The 18096-nt window shown below is 70.9% G+C and carries 19 protein-coding genes and 2 pseudogenes; 5 read left to right on the top strand and 16 right to left on the bottom strand.

What is annotated here, in order from left to right:
* The 3 genes from BKD26_RS32500 to BKD26_RS32490 are packed head-to-tail and all read right to left on the bottom strand — an operon-like array spanning window position 1 to window position 2259.
* Window positions 1-1005, bottom strand: coding sequence for a methionine synthase (locus BKD26_RS32500; RefSeq protein WP_084905705.1), 1005 nt, complete (start codon window positions 1003-1005; stop codon window positions 1-3).
* Window positions 1002-1700, bottom strand: a complete 699-nt coding sequence (locus BKD26_RS32495) for an SDR family oxidoreductase (RefSeq protein ID WP_084905703.1) — start codon at window positions 1698-1700, stop codon at window positions 1002-1004. Before BKD26_RS32495 ends, BKD26_RS32500 begins: the two co-directional genes overlap by 4 nt.
* A 19-nt stretch (window positions 1701-1719) precedes the next feature.
* Window positions 1720-2259, bottom strand: coding sequence for a TIGR00730 family Rossman fold protein (locus tag BKD26_RS32490; RefSeq protein ID WP_084905701.1), 540 nt, complete (start codon window positions 2257-2259; stop codon window positions 1720-1722).
* A gap of 51 nt (window positions 2260-2310) precedes the next feature.
* Between BKD26_RS32490 and BKD26_RS32485 the strand changes: the two genes are divergently transcribed.
* Together BKD26_RS32485 and BKD26_RS32480 are read left to right on the top strand one after the other, a co-directional pair.
* A complete protein-coding gene (locus tag BKD26_RS32485; protein ID WP_084905805.1) occupies window positions 2311-2634 on the top strand; it encodes a DUF427 domain-containing protein in 324 nt (107 codons plus the stop codon).
* Window positions 2635-2676: 42 nt separating this feature from the next.
* Window positions 2677-3465, top strand: coding sequence for an alpha/beta hydrolase (locus BKD26_RS32480; RefSeq protein ID WP_084905700.1), 789 nt, complete (start codon window positions 2677-2679; stop codon window positions 3463-3465).
* Between the two features lie 7 nt (window positions 3466-3472).
* On the opposite strand, the gene BKD26_RS32475 is transcribed toward BKD26_RS32480, so the two are convergent.
* The 4 genes from BKD26_RS32475 to mnmA form a co-directional block, all read right to left on the bottom strand.
* Window positions 3473-3952: a hypothetical protein gene (locus tag BKD26_RS32475; protein ID WP_084905698.1), complete on the bottom strand. Its 480-nt coding sequence runs from the start codon at window positions 3950-3952 to the stop codon at window positions 3473-3475.
* 107 nt (window positions 3953-4059) lie between these two features.
* Window positions 4060-5808, bottom strand: a complete 1749-nt coding sequence (locus tag BKD26_RS32470; protein ID WP_084905696.1) for an alpha/beta hydrolase — start codon at window positions 5806-5808, stop codon at window positions 4060-4062.
* A complete protein-coding gene (locus BKD26_RS32465) occupies window positions 5805-6248 on the bottom strand; it encodes a hypothetical protein (RefSeq protein ID WP_347106025.1) in 444 nt (147 codons plus the stop codon). The genes BKD26_RS32470 and BKD26_RS32465 overlap by 4 nt, the downstream gene beginning before the upstream one ends.
* A 186-nt stretch (window positions 6249-6434) precedes the next feature.
* The gene (mnmA, locus tag BKD26_RS32460; protein WP_084905694.1) at window positions 6435-7556 is read right to left on the bottom strand and encodes a tRNA 2-thiouridine(34) synthase MnmA; all 1122 of its coding nucleotides are present in this window, start codon (window positions 7554-7556) and stop codon (window positions 6435-6437) included.
* Window positions 7557-7616: 60 nt separating this feature from the next.
* Between mnmA and BKD26_RS32455 the strand changes: the two genes are divergently transcribed.
* Window positions 7617-8300, top strand: coding sequence for an N-acetylmuramoyl-L-alanine amidase (locus tag BKD26_RS32455; RefSeq protein WP_084905692.1), 684 nt, complete (start codon window positions 7617-7619; stop codon window positions 8298-8300).
* 160 nt (window positions 8301-8460) lie between these two features.
* Window positions 8461-9290 (top strand): annotated as a pseudogene (locus BKD26_RS32450) (helix-turn-helix domain-containing protein).
* On the opposite strand, the gene BKD26_RS32445 reads toward BKD26_RS32450, so the two are convergent.
* From BKD26_RS32445 to BKD26_RS40645, 3 genes are all read right to left on the bottom strand, one after another.
* Window positions 9287-10456 carry a cysteine desulfurase family protein gene (locus tag BKD26_RS32445; protein WP_084905690.1) on the bottom strand — a complete coding sequence of 390 codons (1170 nt, stop codon included), beginning with the start codon at window positions 10454-10456 and terminating at the stop codon, window positions 9287-9289. The pseudogene BKD26_RS32450 and the gene BKD26_RS32445 sit on opposite strands and share 4 nt — an antisense overlap.
* Window positions 10457-10526: 70 nt before the next feature.
* The gene (locus BKD26_RS32440) at window positions 10527-10796 is read right to left on the bottom strand and encodes a DUF4190 domain-containing protein (protein WP_084905688.1); all 270 of its coding nucleotides are present in this window, start codon (window positions 10794-10796) and stop codon (window positions 10527-10529) included.
* A gap of 10 nt (window positions 10797-10806) precedes the next feature.
* Complete coding sequence (locus BKD26_RS40645; protein WP_179166785.1) at window positions 10807-10953, bottom strand: hypothetical protein; 147 nt, start codon at window positions 10951-10953, stop codon at window positions 10807-10809.
* Window positions 10954-11070: 117 nt separating this feature from the next.
* Between BKD26_RS40645 and BKD26_RS32435 the strand changes: the two genes are divergently transcribed.
* On the top strand, window positions 11071-11688 hold the full coding sequence (locus BKD26_RS32435; RefSeq protein WP_084905686.1) for a TetR family transcriptional regulator: 618 nt from the start codon (window positions 11071-11073) through the stop codon (window positions 11686-11688).
* Here BKD26_RS32435 and BKD26_RS32430 read toward each other — a convergent pair.
* The 6 genes and pseudogenes from BKD26_RS32430 to BKD26_RS32405 all read right to left on the bottom strand — a co-directional run bounded on the left by BKD26_RS32430 (window position 11657) and on the right by BKD26_RS32405 (window position 18038).
* Window positions 11657-12640, bottom strand: coding sequence for a YafY family protein (locus tag BKD26_RS32430; RefSeq protein ID WP_084905684.1), 984 nt, complete (start codon window positions 12638-12640; stop codon window positions 11657-11659). The genes BKD26_RS32435 and BKD26_RS32430 overlap by 32 nt on opposite strands.
* A 10-nt stretch (window positions 12641-12650) precedes the next feature.
* Window positions 12651-13469 carry a thioesterase family protein gene (locus BKD26_RS32425; protein ID WP_084905682.1) on the bottom strand — a complete coding sequence of 273 codons (819 nt, stop codon included), beginning with the start codon at window positions 13467-13469 and terminating at the stop codon, window positions 12651-12653.
* Window positions 13470-13495: 26 nt separating this feature from the next.
* Window positions 13496-14169 (bottom strand): annotated as a pseudogene (locus BKD26_RS32420) (trimeric intracellular cation channel family protein).
* Window positions 14170-14734: 565 nt separating this feature from the next.
* The gene (locus BKD26_RS32415; protein WP_084905801.1) at window positions 14735-15958 is read right to left on the bottom strand and encodes a dipeptide ABC transporter ATP-binding protein; all 1224 of its coding nucleotides are present in this window, start codon (window positions 15956-15958) and stop codon (window positions 14735-14737) included.
* 11 nt (window positions 15959-15969) lie between these two features.
* Window positions 15970-17034, bottom strand: a complete 1065-nt coding sequence (locus BKD26_RS32410; RefSeq protein WP_084905680.1) for an ABC transporter ATP-binding protein — start codon at window positions 17032-17034, stop codon at window positions 15970-15972.
* Window positions 17031-18038 (bottom strand): ABC transporter permease, encoded by a 1008-nt coding sequence (locus tag BKD26_RS32405; RefSeq protein WP_084905678.1) that lies wholly within the window; start codon window positions 18036-18038, stop codon window positions 17031-17033. The genes BKD26_RS32410 and BKD26_RS32405 overlap by 4 nt, the downstream gene beginning before the upstream one ends.
* Window positions 18039-18096: the final 58 nt, after the last annotated feature.

Below are 18096 nucleotides of genomic sequence, written 5' to 3'. Positions count from 1 at the left end.
TCACTCAGGGTTGTCCGCGAGCGATCTCGCCGCCTTGACGCAGTGGGCGAGCGCGGCACGGGCATACGCGGGTGAGGCACCCGCCAGCCCGCACGACGGGGTGACCACGAGCGACTCGGCGAGAGTCCCCGGATTCAGCCCCAGCCTGCGCCACAGCGTCCTGACACCCATGACGCTACCGGCAGGGTCTGACAATGGAGCATCGGCCGACTCGACCACGCCCACCAACAGCCTCGTGCCGCCCTCGACCGCTTCACCGATCTGCTCCTCGTCACGCTCCGTGAACAGCCCGAAATCGAACGAGATGCCCGCCGCGCCCGCGCGCCGCAGCAGTGCGAAGGGGACGTCCGGGGCGCACGAGTGCACGATCACCGGGCCGTCGTTCACGGCCACCACGTCTCTGAGCGCGCTCTCCACGACCTGCCGGTCCACCGCCCGGTACGTCCGGTAGCCGCTCGCGGTCCGCACCTGCCCGGTCAGTACGGCGGTGAGGGACGGCTCGTCGAGCTGGAGCACCACCCGCGCGCCCGGCACCCGGCGCCGCACCTCCGCGAGGTGCGCGCGCAGCCCCTCGGCCAGCGAGGCCGCCAGGTCCCGGCAGGCGCCGGGGTCGCCCAGCGCGGCCTCGCCGCCCCGCAGCTCCAGGGCTGCGGCCAGCGTCCACGGCCCCACGGCCTGGACCTTCAGGAGCCCCTCGTACCCCTGCGTGAACTCCTCCAGGGCGTCGAGGTCCTCGCCCATCCAGGACCTGGCCCGCCGGGTGTCGCGGCCCGGCCGGTCGCTGACGCGCCAGCCGCTCGGCTCGACGTGCGCGTACATCTCGACGAGCAGCCCGAGGGTGCGCCCGATCATGTCGGCGCCCGGCCCGCGCGCCGGCAGCTCCGGGAGGTGCGGGAAGTCCTCGAAGATCCCGGTGACGGTCTTGGCGGCCTCCCGCGCGTCGCCGCCCGGCATGGACCCGATCCCGGTGGCCGGGCCCCAGCTGAAGTCCTCGTGCTCGCTCATCGTCCCGGCCGCACCGTCAGGTCGTTGATCTCCGCGTCACGCGGCAGGTCGATGGCCGTCAGGATCGCCGTGGCGACCGACTCCGGGTCGATCCAGCGGGAGGCGTCGTACTCCTTGCCCTCCTGCTGGTGCACCTTGGCCTGCATGGGGCTGGCCGTACGGCCCGGATACACGGACGTGACGCGCACGCCATTGCCGTGCTCCTCCTGGCGCAGCGAGTCGGCCAGCGCCTTGAGACCGTGCTTGGAGGCGGCGTACGCGGACCATTCGGCGTGTGCGTTCAGACCGGCGCCGGAGTTGACGAACACCACGTGCCCCTGGGAGACGCGCAGTTGCGGCAGGAGCAGCCGGGTCAGCTCGGCGGGCGCGATGAGGTTGACCTCCAGCTGGCTCCGCCAGGCCTTGGTGGTGAGGTCGCCGACGCGCCCGAGGTCGACGACGCCCGCGATGTGCAGCAGCGAGTCGAGCCGGTCCGGGAGGGTCTGGTGGGAGAAGGCCCAGGAGAGCCGGTCGGGACCCGCGAGGTCGCCGACGAGGGTGCGGGCACCCGGGTAGGTGTCGGCCAGTTCCTTGGCGCGCCCGGCGTCACGGGCCAGCAGGACGAGGTCGTCGCCCCGCTCGTGCAGGCGGCGCGCGACGGCCGCGCCGATGCCGGAGCCCGCCCCGGTGATCATGTGTGTAGCCATACGGCCCATGCTCGCATCCGGACGGCGGCTACCGGATCCCCGCACTCTCCTCCAGGTAGGCGAGGGCCGAGACCCCGTCCTCGGCGAAGAACACCAGGTCGGTGAGCGGCAGCGGCAGGAAGCCCTCGGCCTCCATCCGCCGGAACTGCTCCTTCAGGCCGTCGTAGAAGCCCGCCGCGTTGAGCAGCACCACAGGCTTGGTGTGCTTGCCGTGCTTCTTCAGCTCAAGGATCTCGGTGGCCTCGTCGAGGGTTCCGGTCCCGCCGACCATGACGACGACCGCGTCGGACTTGGCGAGCATCAGTGCCTTGCGCTCGGCGAGGTCCTTGGCGAAGACCATCTCGTCGGCCCCGGGTCGCGCCTTGGTGGCCAGGAAGTCCACGGACACGCCGACGAGCCGGCCGCCCGCCTCCTGGACCTCGTCCGCGACGACCTTCATCAGGCCGACGTCGCTGCCGCCCCACACCAGGGTGTGCCCGCCCTTGCCGAGCAGCTCGGCGAATTCGCGGGCGGGCACGGTGTAGCGCTCGTCGAGATCGGCGGCGGACAGGAAGACACAAATGTTCATGACGAAACTGTACGGGGAATGGGGTCGCCGGTCCCGGCCGTTGAACCGGCCATGACGACAGGACACCGCATCACCATCGAGCAGGGCACCGACCATGTACGCGTTGTCCACGACGGTCACGTGATCGCGGAGAGCCGGCACCCGCTGGTGCTGCGCGAGACGGGCTGTCCCGTGCGCTACTACCTGCCCGCCCAGGACGTCCGTACGGAGCTGCTGTCGCCGTCCGACACGCACACGTACTGCCCGTTCAAGGGCACGGCGTCCTACTGGTCCCTGCCGGGCGGGAAAGACGCCGTGTGGGCGTACCCCGACCCCAAGCCGGAGGTCGCGGAGATCAAGGGCCACTTCTGTTTCTACGAAACAGAGGTGGTGTGACGGCGAGCGATGAGTTCCGCGCGCGGCACCGGTCTACCTCGTATGGAGAACCTCAGCGGAAAGATCACGTCTGCCGACGGCACCCCCATCGCGTACGAGCGGCGCGGTGACGGCCCGCCACTGATCCTGGTCAGCGGGGCGCTGTGCACGGCCGCGAGCGAGGCGCCGCTCGCGGACCTGCTGGCGCCGCACTTCACCACGTACACCTACGACCGGCGCGGCCGGGGCGGCAGCGGGGACGCCGCCCCTTACGCCGTCGAGCGCGAGGTCGAGGACCTGGCGGCGCTCGTGGCGGAGGCCGGCGGCAGCGCGAGCGTGTACGGCATGTCGTCGGGCGGCGTAATGGCCCTGGAGGCGGCGGCGGCCGGGGTTCCGATTCCCCGGCTGGCCATGTACGAGCCGCCCTACAGTGCCGACCCGGCGAACCGGGAGAAGTTCGCCGAGCAGACACAGCGCCTGGAGCGGCTCCTCGCCGCCGGGCGGCGCGGTGACGCGCTGGCGCTGTTCCTGTCCGAGATGCCGCCCGCCCAACTCGCGGGCCTCCGCGCCTCCCCCGTGTGGGCCGCGCTGGAGGCGGTGGCCCACACCCTGCCGTACGACCACGCCGTGCTCGGCGACAGCCTGGTGCCCACCGAGCGCCTGGCCGCCCTCACCACGCGCGTCCTGGTCGTCGACGGCGGCGCGAGCCCGTCCTGGCTCCGCGATGCCGCCCGCGCAGTCGCCAGGGCCCTCCCGAACGCCCGCCACAGCACCCTGACGGGCCAGACCCACGCGGTGGCCCCCCAGGTCCTGGCACCGGTGCTGGTGGACTTCTTCTGCGAGCTCGGCTGAGCGCGGCTCAGGAGGACGGCGAGGGCGAACCGGGTACGGGGGTCTCGGCGGACCAGAAGTCGGAGCGGACGTTGGGGGTGGGAATCTTGCCAAGCGGGTAGGCCGGCCCGTTCGGCTTGGTCGTCGGCTCGGCGACCTCGGACTCCTGTACGCAGGGGGTAGCGACCTCGAAGAACGCCTGCCCCTTGTAGCCGAAGCTCAAAGAAAGCTGAAACCCGTCCCGGGACTTGGCAAAAATGGCGGGCATCTCTCGGGACTGGTTCACGGAGGTGATTTTGTATCCACTCTTGTTCCAGAAGCGCTCGACAATACCCAGAAAGCTGCCGCGCCGCTGCTCGGAGATGATGGTCGTTACCGTCCGGCGTCGGTTCACATTGCAGCTTCCAGCCGTCGTGGTGGCATGGTCCCACTGGACTTCCGGTACCACCGCATTCAGGGTCGCGTCCAGCATCGCATCCGCGCGCTCGGCAGCTTCCTGCATGTTCATGTTCGCAGCTCCCCTTCCCTCCGTGCCCCCCAGAATGGTGCAGCCTGAAGCCAGCCCGACTGCCAGCGCAATTGAAAAAACTGACCTTACAGCCCTTCCCACTTCCCTCATCGCCGCTCCTCCTTAGTGATCTCCTCGGGCTTTCCACCAACGATTCTGGCGATGTTCTCCGCGGACTCCAGGTCCAAATCCGGATCGAAGTACTGCGAGTGGGCGTCCATCAGACCAAGCTCCAGCCCTCCCGGAAGACTTATGCCGATGAAAGGAGGCCCGTCGTCCACCTTGAAGCGCCGGGCACCGAAAGCTTCACTGGCCGGGTCCTTGCCGAAATAGTTGTCATCGTCTCGCCAGTCGAATGCCTCACCCACCATTGGCGCTTTGGTGACCAAGTCGTTGTCGGCCGCGCCGACAAAAACGTGGTTTTTGCCGACACCGAGGTCCTCCGCCTTGTCCACTCCGATACCTGGACTGCCGAGCAGAACGACGTCGTCGACCCCGGGGATTCCGCCGGACTGCCTGGCCGCCGTGCCCACCGTAAGAGAGCCGTAGGAATGGCCAATCGCCGTCAAGTGAGGATCCTTATTGCTGTTCGTGGCTTCCAAACCCGCCATGAACTGGTTGTAGGCGGGAGCTCCTCGTTCCGCGTCACCGGTCGTGGCGACGTCTACATGCTGAGGTGCGTCGTAACCGAGCCAGATGATGGCCGCGCTGGACGGATCCACCTTCCGCGCGCCGATCGCCGTGTCCTGGGCGCGCTTCATCGTCTCATCGGCGAACTCGTCGTCCAGCTTGGTGCCGAGACCCGGCACGTACGCCGACACGTTCTTCGACACGTCCGGGTTGCCGTACGAGACGATCGCACGGCCGTTGCCCTCGTCCCCGATACCCAGCAGGAACATGGGCGGGTCGCTCGGCTTGCTGAGCTTGTCCTGGATCAGGCGCAGCGCGTCGAGCTTCGTCTGCGAGTCACCGTCATCGTGCTTCGCCAGGTCGCCGATGAGCATCGGCAGGTACGTCCGGTTCGCCTCGTCGCGCACCACCGCCGGGATGCCGTCCACGCCCCCGATGAGGTCCGGTGCGATGTCGAGGTACTCCCGGCGCTGCTCCTCGGGCAGACTGTCCCACCATGCCTTGCGCTCGGCAGGGGACTTGTCCATCGGAATCTCGCGGCCGAGGTGCGTACCCGCCGTATCGCGTACGCCGGCGGTGTCCTGGGCGACGTCTTTCAAGGTCGCCGCGGTGACGTCGAGGCCCTTCGCCGCCTTGAGCTTGTCCAGCGTTCCGGCGTACCTGCGGTCGATCTCGGCGGCGGACCGCACGGCTTGGCCGATTCGGTCAGCGATTTCCTGAGCCTTCTCCGCGTTGGGATTGAGCGGCTTCAGGGGCGTGTGGCCGCCATCGCCCAGGCCTGGCCGATCCAGGGGGAGGCGCCCGCTGACCTTGCCACCGGGGGCCTCGTTCTTCCCGATGAGCGTCTCGGCGGGGGCGGCCGGATAACTGACCGAGCCGTCCTCGTGGACGGTGAACTTCAGCTCGGCCGCCTCGTCCAGTGCCTGCTTCAACTGCCGCTGCGGTACCGCCAGATCGGCGGCCAGGCCGTTCAGGGTCGTACGGACGAGCCCGCACTCGGTGTGCAGGTACTGGTAGTTGCGGCTGAGCCGCTGCAGCCGGCCGAGGGCCGCCCCCGCGGACTGGCTCTCCTGGGTCTCGCGCAGCTTCGCCGTCATCAGCCGGTCCACCCGGATCCGGTCCGAGTCGGACCGACTGGACACCTCGTGCCACTTGTCGCCCGCGTCCTCGAACTCGGCCGGCTTCAGGTCCCGCAGGAGCTGCCAGGTCAGTGTGGTGCCGGTCACCGGTCCTGGCCGCCCTTCCGGGCCGCGTTGAACGAGCTTTCCACCGCTGTGTCGGTCTCGCCCATTTCCTTGGCGACCTTCGACAGCGCCCCGGTGAGGTACTCGCACTCGTCCCGTACCCCGGCAAGGCGTTCCTCCCAGGAGGTCAGGACGGCCTTGAGGGAGGCCACGGCCGTCAGGCCCGTCGTGCCCGCGTCGATGCCCTCGTGGCCCGGGCCGAGCGAGCTGCGGCTCGTCTCCGTGTTGGTGCGCAGCTCGCCGGCGGTACTGGACGCCTTGGTCCACGGCCCGCCGCTGTGGTTCAGCTTGTCGCCCCCGGGGCCCGGCGCGCTCGCCGAGGCCAGCGACATCCGCTCCTGGCCCGTCCCTGCCGCGGCGCTCGGTGCCGACGCCAACTCGTACAGTTCCTGCCACCGGTCCGAATACGTCACGGACTCCATCCCCCGTATGCCTCCTTGGACGCGTACAGCGGCACGCTGTGCGCCCCGTGACATTAACGCAGGCCAGCGGGGTTTCCGTGACCGTGGATGGATCAGTCCGAAGGTTGACGCCCCGCACGTAGCAGGGTCGGCCGGGCCCGCGCAAGGGTGCGGTCACTCAACCGCACCCCGCGCGACCGCCCCCCTTCAGGCGCTGACGGTCGTCCGCCGGGTCGTCGTGGCGATGGTGGCCGAGCCGACCACGCGGGTGTCGTCGTACAGGACGATCGCCTGGCCGGGGGCGACGCCGCGGACCGGCTCCGCGAAGGTCACCCGCAGCTCGCCGTCCGCCAGGGTGGCCGTGACCGGGGTCTCGCCGCCGTGGGCGCGGAGCTGGGCCGTGTAGGCGCCGGGGCCCGAGGGGGCCGTGCCGCACCAGCGGGGCTTGATGGCGGTCAGGGCGGTGACGTCGAGCGCCTCGGCCGGGCCGACGGTGACCGTGTTGTTCACCGGCGAGATGTCCAGGACGTAGCGGGGCTTGCCGTCCGGGGCCGGGTGGCCTATGCGGAGGCCCTTGCGCTGGCCGATCGTGAAGCCGTACGCCCCCTCGTGCGTACCGACCTTCGTGCCGGACTCGTCGACGATGTCGCCCTCCGCCTTGCCCAGGCGGGAGGCGAGGAAGCCCTGGGTGTCACCGTCCGCGATGAAGCAGATGTCGTGGCTGTCGGGCTTCTTCGCGACCGCCAGGCCCCGGCGCTCCGCCTCGGCGCGGATCTCGTCCTTGGTGGTGAGGGTGTCGCCCAGCGGGAACATCGCGTGCGCGAGCTGCTTCTCGTCCAGGACGCCGAGGACGTACGACTGGTCCTTGGCCATGTCGGAGGCCCGGTGGAGCTCCCGGGTGCCGTCCTCGCGGGTCACGATCGTCGCGTAGTGACCGGTGCAGACCGCGTCGAAGCCCAGCGCCAGCGCCTTGTCCAGCAGCGCCGCGAACTTGATCTTCTCGTTGCAGCGCAGGCAGGGGTTGGGGGTGCGCCCGGCCTCGTACTCGGCGATGAAGTCGTCGACGACGTCCTCACGGAACCGCTCGGCCAGGTCCCACACGTAGAACGGGATGCCGATCACATCGGCCGCGCGGCGGGCGTCGCGCGAGTCCTCGATGGTGCAACAGCCCCGTGCGCCGGTACGGAAGGACTGCGGGTTCGCGGACAGGGCGAGGTGCACCCCGGTGACGTCGTGGCCCGCCTCGGCGGCGCGGGCGGCGGCGACGGCGGAGTCCACGCCGCCCGACATGGCGGCGAGCACACGGAGGGGCTGGGAAGTCTGAGTCATAGCCCTACCAGGGTACGGGCCCCGGGAACCAAGGCGACGTGCGTAGGCGTTGGTGATCACATGGGCGAGAAAAAGCGGGGGGTCGGCCGACGGGCCGTGCTGATCGGCGGCGGGGCGGCCGTCGTGGGCGCGGCGGTGCTGGCGCGCGACGAGCTGCGGCAGGCCTGGTACCGGGTGCCGGGGGTGGAGAAGGAGCGGGTGGCCGGCGAGCTGGACCATCCGGGCGCGCAGTGGACGGCGGCGTCACGGGCGAACTGGCGGCCGGCGGACCGCCCGGACGACTTCACGATCGACCGGGTGGTCATCCATGTCGTCCAGGGCGACTTCCCGACCGCCCTGAAGGTGTTCAAGGACCCGGGCCACGGGGCGGCGACGCATTACGTCGTACGCAAGGACGGGCACGTCGCCCAGATGATCCGCGAGCTGGACGTGGCGTTCCACGCGGGCGACCGGGACATGAACGAGCGGAGCATCGGCATCGAGCACGAGGGGTTCGTGGACCGGCCGCAGGACTTCACGGCGGCGATGTACGCGTCGTCGGCGCGGCTGACGGCCGGGATATGCGCGCGGTACGGCATACCGGTGGACCGCGAGCACATCATCGGCCATGTGGAGGTGGAGGGCACCGACCACACCGATCCGGGGCCGCACTGGGACTGGGACCGGTACATGAAGCTGGTACGGGACGCCTCCCAGGTGCGCGCGGCGGCTGGGGGCGTCCGGCGGATCAGGCTGGATCAGTGAGCGGCGTCATGCGGCTTCGGATCCAAGGCGGAGGAGCGAGTCGACGAGCGGCGGCGACCGACGACAACGCCGGAGACCGAGTCGCAGGGCGTCGCGAGCCCAGCAGGATCCGCCGGACACCCCCTAGTGACCTGAGTCAGAGATTCACCGTTAGTCGGGCATGAGTCGTCCGGGTCCGATGATTCCGCCGTTGTCGGTCACTGATGCCCAGCGGGCGGTGCTGGAGGGCTGGTTACGTCGCCGTACGACGGCCCAGGCTTTGGCTCAGCGGTCGCGGATCGTGCTGGAGTGCGCCGAGGGACACTCGATCATGGAGGTGTCCCGCCGGCTGCGGATCGCTCCGGACACGGTCCGCACCTGGCGGCGTCGCTTCATCGAACGCGGCCTGGACGGCTTGTGCGACGACCCCCGGCCCGGCGTCCCGAGGAAGATCACCGATGCCGACGTTGAGCGGGTCATCGTCAAGACGCTCGAGGAGACACCGAAGAACGCCACCCACTGGTCGACGAGGTCGATGGCCGCGGCCACGGGGATGTCACAGTCGACGGTCTCGCGGATCTGGCGGGCGTTCGCGTTGGCCCCGCACCGGTCGCAGACGTTCAAGCTGTCGACGGATCCGCTGTTCATCGACAAGGTCCGGACAAGGAAGTCCCGGCTGATCTGCAGGTGCATCTGATCCTGGACAACTACGCGACCCACAAGATCCCCGACATCAAGAAATGGCTGTTGGCGCATCCCCGGTTCCATCTGCACTTCACACCGACCAGCGCGTCCTGGCTGAACCTGGTCGAGCGGTGGTTCGCCGAGCTGACCCAGAAGAAGCTCAAGCGCGGCGTCCACCGCTCCGTCCAGGCCCTCGAACGCGACATCCGAGCCTGGCTCGCCGACTGGAACGAGCACCCCAGACCGTTCGTCTGGACGAAGACAGCAGACGAGATCCTCGACAAAGTCGCCGCCTACTGCCGACGAATCTCTGACTCAGGTCACTAGCTGAGGCCCGCCGTCCGGGCCCGCTCCACCGCCGGGCCGATCGCCTTGGCGACCGCCTCGACGTCGGCGCGCGTCGAGGTGTGGCCGAGCGTGAAGCGCAGCGTGCCCCGGGCCAGGTCCGGGTCGGTGCCGGTGGCCAGCAGGACGTGGCTGGGCTGGGCGACCCCGGCGGTGCAGGCCGAGCCGGTGGAGCACTCAATGCCCTGGGCGTCCAGGAGCAGCAGCAGCGAGTCGCCCTCGCAGCCGGGGAAGGTGAAGTGGGCGTTGGCGGGCAGGCGCCCCGCCGGGGCCGGGTCGCCGCCGAGGATCGCGTCCGGGACGGCCGTGACGACGGCGTCGACCAGCTCGTCGCGCAGGGCACCGATCTCGCGGGCGTACCCCTCGCGGCGCTCGGCGGCCAGCCGCCCCGCCACCGCGAACGCGGCGACGGCCGGGACGTCGAGCGTGCCGGAGCGGACGTGGCGCTCCTGGCCGCCGCCGTGCAGCACCGGCACCGGGCTGTACTCGCGGCCCAGCAGCAGTGCCCCGATCCCGTAGGGGCCGCCGATCTTGTGGCTGGAAACCGTCATCGCGGCGAGCCCGGAGTCGGCGAAGCCGACCGGGAGCTGGCCGAAGGCCTGGACGGCATCGGAGTGCAGCGGGACGTCGAAGTCCCGCGCCACCTCGGCCAGTTCACGTACCGGCATGACGGTGCCGATCTCGTTGTTGGCCCACATCACGGTGGCGAGGGCGACGCTCGACGGGTCGCGCTCGATGGCGTCCCGGAGCGCCTCGGGGTGCACGCGCCCGTACCGGTCGACGGGCAGGTACTCGACGGTGGCGCCCTCGTGTTCGCCGAGCCAGTGCACGGCGTCGAGGACGGCGTGGTGCTCGACGGGGCTGGCCAGCACCCGGACGCGGCGCGGGTCGGCGTCCCTGCGGGCCCAGTACAGGCCCTTGACGGCGAGGTTGTCCGCCTCGGTGCCGCCGGAGGCCAGGACGACCTCGCTGGGGCGCGCCCCGAGCGCGTCGGCGAGGGCCTCGCGGGCCTCCTCGACGGTACGGCGGGCCCGGCGGCCGGCGGCGTGCAGCGAGGACGCGTTGCCCGTCACGGCGAGCTGGGCGGTCATCGCCTCGATCGCCTCCGGCAGCATCGGAGTGGTCGCGGCGTGGTCGAGGTAAGCCATGGTGCAACGATTCTACGAGCCCCCCGACCGCGAAGGATCAGCGCCGTACCAGCCGTATCGCGTCAGGCCGTCAGGCGATGCTCCAGGACACCGTGCCGTCCAGTGTGACCAGCGCGGCCAGCACGACGAGGTCGGCGACGCCGAGGCCGAGCCCGAGCAGGGCCCGCCCCCGGCGCGCGGTGCCGCGCCGCAGGGCGAGGACGGCGAGACCGATGGCGATCGGGCCGAGCAGGATGTTCATCACCAGCAGGCCCACCAGCCCCAGGACGAACGCTGCGACGGCCATCCCGTCGGCGTCACGGGTGCCGACGGCACGAGAGCGGATTGCGGCGAGTTGCATGGTGGTCTCCTCAGCGGTGCTGTCGTTCCCGGACGGCGAAGATCAGCAGCCAGGCACCGATGACGGTGGCGGCGACGAGGGTGACCGGGAGCGGCACGTGCGCCACGGTCCCGAGAACGACACCCAGCATGAGCAGGGCGGCGACGATGAAGAACATCAGATGACCTCCCTCGGTCCTCAGTAGGGTTGAAAAGAGAAACAGTTGTTCACTGACTATCCAGTCTAGCGAGCCCCGCACTGGAGCAGCGAGGAGAACAGTTGTTTACTGAATGACATGAGTCACACCTCCGGGATCCGGCAGGCCCAGAAACAGAAGACCCGTCAGGCCCTCCTGGACGCCGCCCTCCACCTACTGGAGGAGCAGAGCCTGAGCAGCCTCGGCCTGCGGGAGGTGACCCGCGCGGTCGGCGTCGCCCCGGCGGCCTTCTACCGGCACTTCCGCGACACCGCGGACCTCGGCGTCGCCCTCGTCGACGAGGCCCTGGGCAGCCTGCACGGCACGATCCGTACGACCCTGGCGGCGACCGGGGACAGCGACGAACGGATCGCCGCCACCGTCGAGTTGATCGCCGGGCTCGTACGCGAGTACCCCGCACACGTCCGGTTCATCGCCCGCGAACGGCACGGCGGCGTGGCATCCGTACGCGAGGCGATCGGCGGCCAACTCGACCGGTTCGCCCGGGAGGTGGCCGACGAGCTGGCCAAGCATCCCGAGAGCGAGGGCTGGGACCGGGACGATCTGCTCATGCTCGCCGGGCTGTACGTCGACCACATGGTGATGACGGCCTCCGCGTTCCTGGCGACGCCTGCCGGCGACTGGGACCGGGTGGCGCGGACGGCCCGCCGGCAGTTGCGGCTGATCAGCCTGGGACGCCGTCACTGGCTGGACTGACGTCCCCGTACAACGCGAGAACCGCCGCCGCCCGCCGCGCCAGTTCGGCCCGCACCTCGGGCGGGTCGAGGACCTCCAGGCTCGGCCCGAAAGCCAGCAGCGCGCGGGTGTGCGGCACGTCCGGGAAGGCGAGCTCGACCCGTGCCCACTCCCCTGCAGGCTCCGGCTCCCGCACCAGATGCGGGCCATGGATCCGTACGAACAGGTCGAGGCGCGACGCCTCCACCCGGGCCCGTACGCGCAGCCCCGCCGGCCGCTCCTCCACCTGCCTGCGCAGCACCTCCCACACCTCCGCCAGTTCCACCCCGGCGCGCCGCCGCACAGGATCCTCGGTGACGGTCGCCCGCCGGATCCGGTCCGCGCGGTAGAGGCGGGACGCGCCGCGGTGGTCGGCGACCAGGTACCAGACGCCCGCCTTGACCACGAGTCCGTACGGATCGACCGTGTACGTCCTGGCCGCCTCCGTACCGCTGTGGCGGTAGCGCAGCCGCAGCCGCCGGTCCGTGAAGACGGCGTCGTGCAGGACGTCCAGGTCGACGGCCGGGCTCGGCCCGCGCAGCCAGCGGTCCGGGTCGACGAGGATGCGGCGGCTGGTCAACTCGGCCGCCGGGCGGTGCGGTTCCGGCAGGGCGGCCATGACCTTGCGCAGCGCGGAGCCGAGGGCCCGGTCGAGCCCGAGCGCGGCGTGGGTGCCCTCGGCGGCCAGCACGAACAGGGCGCGTGACTCGTCGGCGGTCAGGCCGGTGACGTCCGTACGGAACCCCGGCAGCAGCGCGATGCCGCCGTGCCGGCCGCGCTCGGCGTAGACGGGGACGCCGGACGCGGAGAGCGCCTCGACGTCCCGGTAGATGGTGCGTACGGAGACGTCGAGGCGCTCGGCCAGTTCGGCGGCGGGGACCAGACCCCGCGTCTGGAGCAGGAGGAGGATGGAGAGCAGCCGGTCGGACTTCACCCCCCGGACATTAACCCCGTGGTGCGCGCGCGAGTTGACGGGACTGGGCGACCAGCCGGTCGGCGCTGTCCCAGACTTCCGCGTCCTCCTCCAGGAAACCGCCGGCGAGGTTGCGGGTGGTGATGGAGACCCGCAGCGGACCGGGGGCGGGGCGGCAGCGTATGTGGGTGGTGAGCTCGACGGTCGGGGTCCAGCCGGTGAGGCCGAGCTCGAAGGAGGTCGGGGGCAGGGCGTCCACGGTGAGCAGCAGGGACAGCGGGTCGGGCTCGCGGCCGTCGGCCAGGCCGAACCAGCCGCGCATCTCACCCTTGCCGGAGGGGGCGCCGACGGCCCAGCCCAGGGTGGTGGGGTCGAGCTTGATGTCGAGGCGCTCGGTGATGGCGGAGGAGCCGGGGATGGGAGCCGGGCCGTCGGACGGGCCGAGGCAGTGCTCGCGCGGCGGGATGGCGGGCGGCTTGGCCGTCGTCCGTACGTCGTCGGGCAGCGAGTCCAGGTCGCCGTAGGAGGCGAGGACCCGGATGCGCTCGACCTCGGTGCCGTCCTCCGCGTACTGGAAGAGCGAGGCCTGGCCGGTGGAGAGCGTACGGCCGGTGCGGACCGTCTCGGTCCGGATCACGGCGGGGCCCGGCACGGACGGCGTCAGGTAGTGCGCCGAGATCGTGAACGGGTCGGGGTGCGGCAGGGCGTCGCCCAGGGCGCGGCCGAGCAGGGCGAGCAGGTAGCCGCCGTTGACGGCCTGGATGATCGTCCAGCCGGCGGAGAGCTCCGCGCCGTAGACGCCGGGCTCCCGGAGGGTCACCGCGGTGTCGCGGTCGAACTCGCTGTCCATGCCCGGCACAGTACAACAGGAAACTACTAAGCGGTAGCTTTCTCTGGCTCCTCCCTAGCGGCGGAACGACGGTTCCAGGCACGGGGCGCCCGCCAGTGGAAGCGCATCGCGAGGAGACGGAGCAGGAACGTGGTGAGGGCCGCCAGGCCACTGGTGAAAGGGTTCAGCATCTCGAACCGGATGCACAGCGCGACCATCGTGGCGCCCACGATGGCGGGCACCGCGTAGAGGTCCCGGTCCCAGCGGAGCAGGGACGGCACCTCATTGGCGAGTACGTCACGCAGAACGCCGCCGCCCACGCCGGTGGCCAGCCCCAGCACGGCCGAGAAGGTCAGGCCCAGGCCGTGCTCGTACGCCTTGGTCGTACCGGCGACGCAGAAGAGCCCGAGCCCGGCGGCGTCGAAGACGTTCACGGCCGCCTGGGTGCGCTCCACCACCGGATGCAGGAAGAAGACCAGCACGGTGGCGACCAGGGGCATGACGAAGTACCCGAGGTCGGTGAACGCGGCGGGCGGCACGGCGCCGATCACGAGGTCCCGGAACAGCCCCCGCCCAGGGCGGTGACCTCGGCGAGTACGGCGATGCCGAACACGTCGAAGTTCTTGCGCACGGCGAGCAGCGCGCCGGAGATCGCGAACACGAAGATGCCGGCGAGGTCGAGCGCGTGTTGCACGGAGGGGGTGAAGAATTCCTGAAGCACCGCCCAATTGTGCCGGTTCCCCCCGGGGGCTCCGCCCCCGCCGGACGGCTACCCCCGCGCGCCGGCACCCGCGCCGTGCCGACGGGCGCGCGGCGGGGCGCTGCCGAGCCCTGCCGGGCACGCTGCCGGACTCGGCTCGGGCCGGTGGCCTGCCGGGGGTGGGCCGGCCCCAGGAGGCAGGGCGCGGCCGGGACTGCGGTGTGCCGGTTCCCCCCGGGGGCTCCGCCCCCGCCGGACGGCTACCCCCGCGCGCCGGCACCCGCGCCGTGCCGACGGGCGCGCGGCGGGGCGCTGCCGAGCCCCGGCCCGGTGCCCGGCGGGGACCGGGTCCGCCCGGGGGGCAGGGCGCGGCCGGGGCTGCGGTGGGGGGTGCGGACTCTCCCTCGCAAGCTCGGTCTTTTTCCGTCCGCGCACCCCCCACCTCCGCCCCCGTCCCCTCACGCGGGTGGGCGGCAACGGGTTCCCGTCGACCGTCTGGGCGTAAAACGAGTGAGCTTGCGAAGGAAAGCCCAGGACATGCCCCACGGAGCGGACCCAACGGCAACCGACCCGGAGGGCTGACCCGTCAGAGCTTCTTCGGGGCCTCGCCCTCCGTGGACGGCTCCGCGGCCGGGGCCTCGGGGGCAGCCGGCTCCGAGGCCGGCGCCACGCCCTCCGTGGAGGTCCCCCCGGCCGGGGCCTCGCCCTCCGCGGCCGGCCCCGCGGCCGGCCCCGCGGCCGGCTCCGCCGCCTTCGTGGCCGGGACTATCTCGATCGCCTCGCCCGCCGAGGCCAGCGCCGGGTCGCCCGGGGCCTGGTCGGGGGCGTTCTCGGGGTGGTGGCAGGCGACGCGCCGGCCCGGGGCCAGCTCCAGCAGGGGCGGCTCCTGGACGCGGCAGATCTCCGTGGCCTTCCAGCACCGCGTGTGGAACCGGCACCCGCTCGGAGGGGCGATCGGCGACGGCACGTCGCCCTTCAGCAGGATCCGCTCGCTCCTGGCCCCCCGCCGCCTCGGGTCCGGTACCGGGACCGCCGACATCAGGGCCTTGGTGTACGGGTGCATCGGCGCCTCGTACAGCGAGGTGCGGTCCGCCAGCTCCACGATCTTGCCGAGGTACATCACCGCGATCCGGTCCGAGACGTGCCGGATCACCGACAGGTCGTGCGCGATGATCACGTACGTCAGTCCCAGCTCGTCCTGGAGGTCGTCCAGCAGGTTCACCACCTGCGCCTGGATCGAGACGTCCAGCGCCGAGACCGGCTCGTCCGCCACGACGAGGCGCGGCTTCAGGGCGAGCGCCCGCGCGATGCCGATGCGCTGGCGCTGGCCGCCGGAGAACTCGTGCGGGTAGCGGTTGTAGTGCTCGGGGCTCAGGCCCACCCGCTCCAGAAGGCCCTGGACCTCCTTCTTGACCCCGCCCTCCGGCTCGACGCCCTGGAGCCGGAACGGCGCGGAGACGATCGTGCCGATGGTGTGACGCGGGTTCAGCGAACCGTACGGGTCCTGGAAGATCATCTGGATGTCGCGCCGCAGCGGCCGCATCCCGCCCGTGCTCAGGTGCGTGATGTCGGTGCCGTCGAACTCGACCTTGCCGCCGCTCGGCTCCAGCAGGCGCGTGATCAGCCGGCCCATCGTCGACTTGCCGCAGCCCGACTCACCGACCACGCCGAGGGTCTCGCCGCGGCGCACCTCGAAGTCGATGCCGTCGACCGCCTTCACGGCGCCGACCTGCCGCTGGAGCAGGCCCTTCTTGATGGGGAAGTGTTTGACCAGGCCCTGGACCTTCAGCAGGGGCTCGGTGTCCGTCATCGGTTCGTTGGTCACAGCTTCGGCGCAATCTCTTCGGTCCAGATCCGCGTGCGCTCTTCCCGGTCCATGTGGCAGGCCGAGAAGTGGCCGGAGCCCACTTCACGCAGTTCCGGGCGCTCGGTGCGGGTGATCCCGCCCTTGGGCACATCCGCGTACGGGCAGCGCGGGTTGAAGGCGCAGCCGCTCGGTACGTTGATGAGGGACGGGGGCTGCCCCTTGACCGGGATGAGCCGGTCGGTCTGCTCCCGGTCGATGCGCGGCATCGACCCGAGCAGGCCCCAGGTGTAGGGGTGCTGCGGCTCGTAGAAGATCTTGTCGACGGGGCCGCGCTCCACGCACCGCCCGCCGTACATCACCAGGATGTCGTCGGCGATCTCGGCCACCACACCCAGGTCGTGCGTGATGATGAGGACCGCCGAGCCGAACTCCTTCTGCAGGTCCCGGATCAGGTCGAGGATCTGCGCCTGGACGGTGACGTCGAGCGCGGTCGTCGGCTCGTCGGCGATCAGCAGCTCGGGGTTGTTGGCCAGCGCCATGGCGATCATGGCGCGCTGGCGCATACCGCCGGAGAACTCGTGCGGGTAGGAGTCCACGCGCTTGCCGGGCTCGGGGATGCCGACGCGGTCCAGCAGCTCGATGGCGCGGGCGCGGGCGACCTTCTTCGACACCTTGTTGTGGATGCGGTACGCCTCCACGATCTGGTTGCCGACCGTGTAGTACGGGTGCATCGCGGACAGCGGGTCCTGGAAGATCATCGCCATCTCGCGACCCCGCAGCCGCCGCACCTCGTCGGGGTCGGCGCTCACCAGCTCCTTGCCGTCGAGCCAGATCTCGCCGCTCATCCGTACGTTCTTCCCGCGCGCGCCGAGCCGGTGCAGGCCCATGATGGCGAGCGAGGTGACGGACTTGCCGGAGCCGGACTCGCCGACGACGCCGAGGGTCTTGCCCTTCTCCAGCTGGAAGGAGAGCCCGTCGACGGACTTGACCAGGCCGTCGTCGGTCGGGAAGTGGACCTTGAGGTCGCGTACGTCGAGGAACGCGCGCGCTTCCGCTGAGGGCTTGGACAGTTCGGTCATGACACCCTCACGCGCGGGTCGACGACGGCGTACAGAAGGTCAACCACGAGGTTGAGGAAGACGACGAAGAACGCCGCGAGCAGGGTGACGCCGAGGATCGGCGGCAGGTCGTTGGCGACGATCGACTGCACCGCGTACTCGCCGATGCCGTGCAGCGAGTACACCGACTCGGTGATCACCGCGCCGCCGAGCAGCAGGCCGATGTCCATGCCGAAGACGGTGACGATCGGGGTGAGCGCGGCCCGCAGACCGTGCTTGGCGACGACCCGCCGCTCGCGCATGCCCTTGGCGCGGGCGGTGCGGATGAAGTCCTCGCTCATCGCCTCCAGCATCCCGGACCGGGTGAGGCGGGCGTAGATCGCCGCGTACAGCAGGGCGAGCGAGCACCACGGCAGGAACAGGGTGTTGGCCCACTGCGCGGGGTTCTCGGTGAACGGGACATACGTCCGGCCGAAGATCTCCAGCTTGTAGCTGAAGAGCAGCAGGAACAGCTGGGCGGTGAAGAAGATCGGCAGCGAGACACCGGCGAGCGCGCCGCCCATGGCGGCCCGGTCGAAGAACGAGCCGGGCTTGAGGGCGGAGATGACGCCGACGACGATGCCGGAGACCAGCCACAGCACGGCCGCGCCGATGGCGAGCGAGACGGTGATCGGCAGCCGGTCGACGAGCTGCGGCCACACCTCCAGGTTGTTCTTGAAGGAGTAGCCGAAGCAGGGCGCGTCGCACTGGACGGTGGTGGGGCCCCGCTCATAGGTGGCGCCGGTGACGATCCCCTTGATGAAGTCCCAGTACTGCAGGTAGACCGGGTCGTCGAGGCCAAGATTCCGCTTGACCGCCTCGATGTCCTCGGGCGTGGGGTTCTTGCCGATGTACTGCTGGGCCAGTTGATCGGCGGTCTGGCCGGCCAGCTTCGGCAGGATGAAGAAGATGCCGAAGGTGACCGCCGTGACGACCAGCAGCAGGATCACTGCCGCGATCAGCCGGCGGATGATGTACGAGATCACGGGGACCGGCGCCGGTGCCCGCGGGCCGCACCGTGGATGCGGGGGCCCGCGGGCACCA

The organism is Streptomyces sp. CB03238 (assembly GCF_002099185.1).
Lineage (GTDB): Bacteria > Actinomycetota > Actinomycetes > Streptomycetales > Streptomycetaceae > Streptomyces.
The sequence above is the reverse complement of the archived record's forward strand: the minus strand, read 5'-3'. Positions and strand labels throughout refer to the sequence as shown.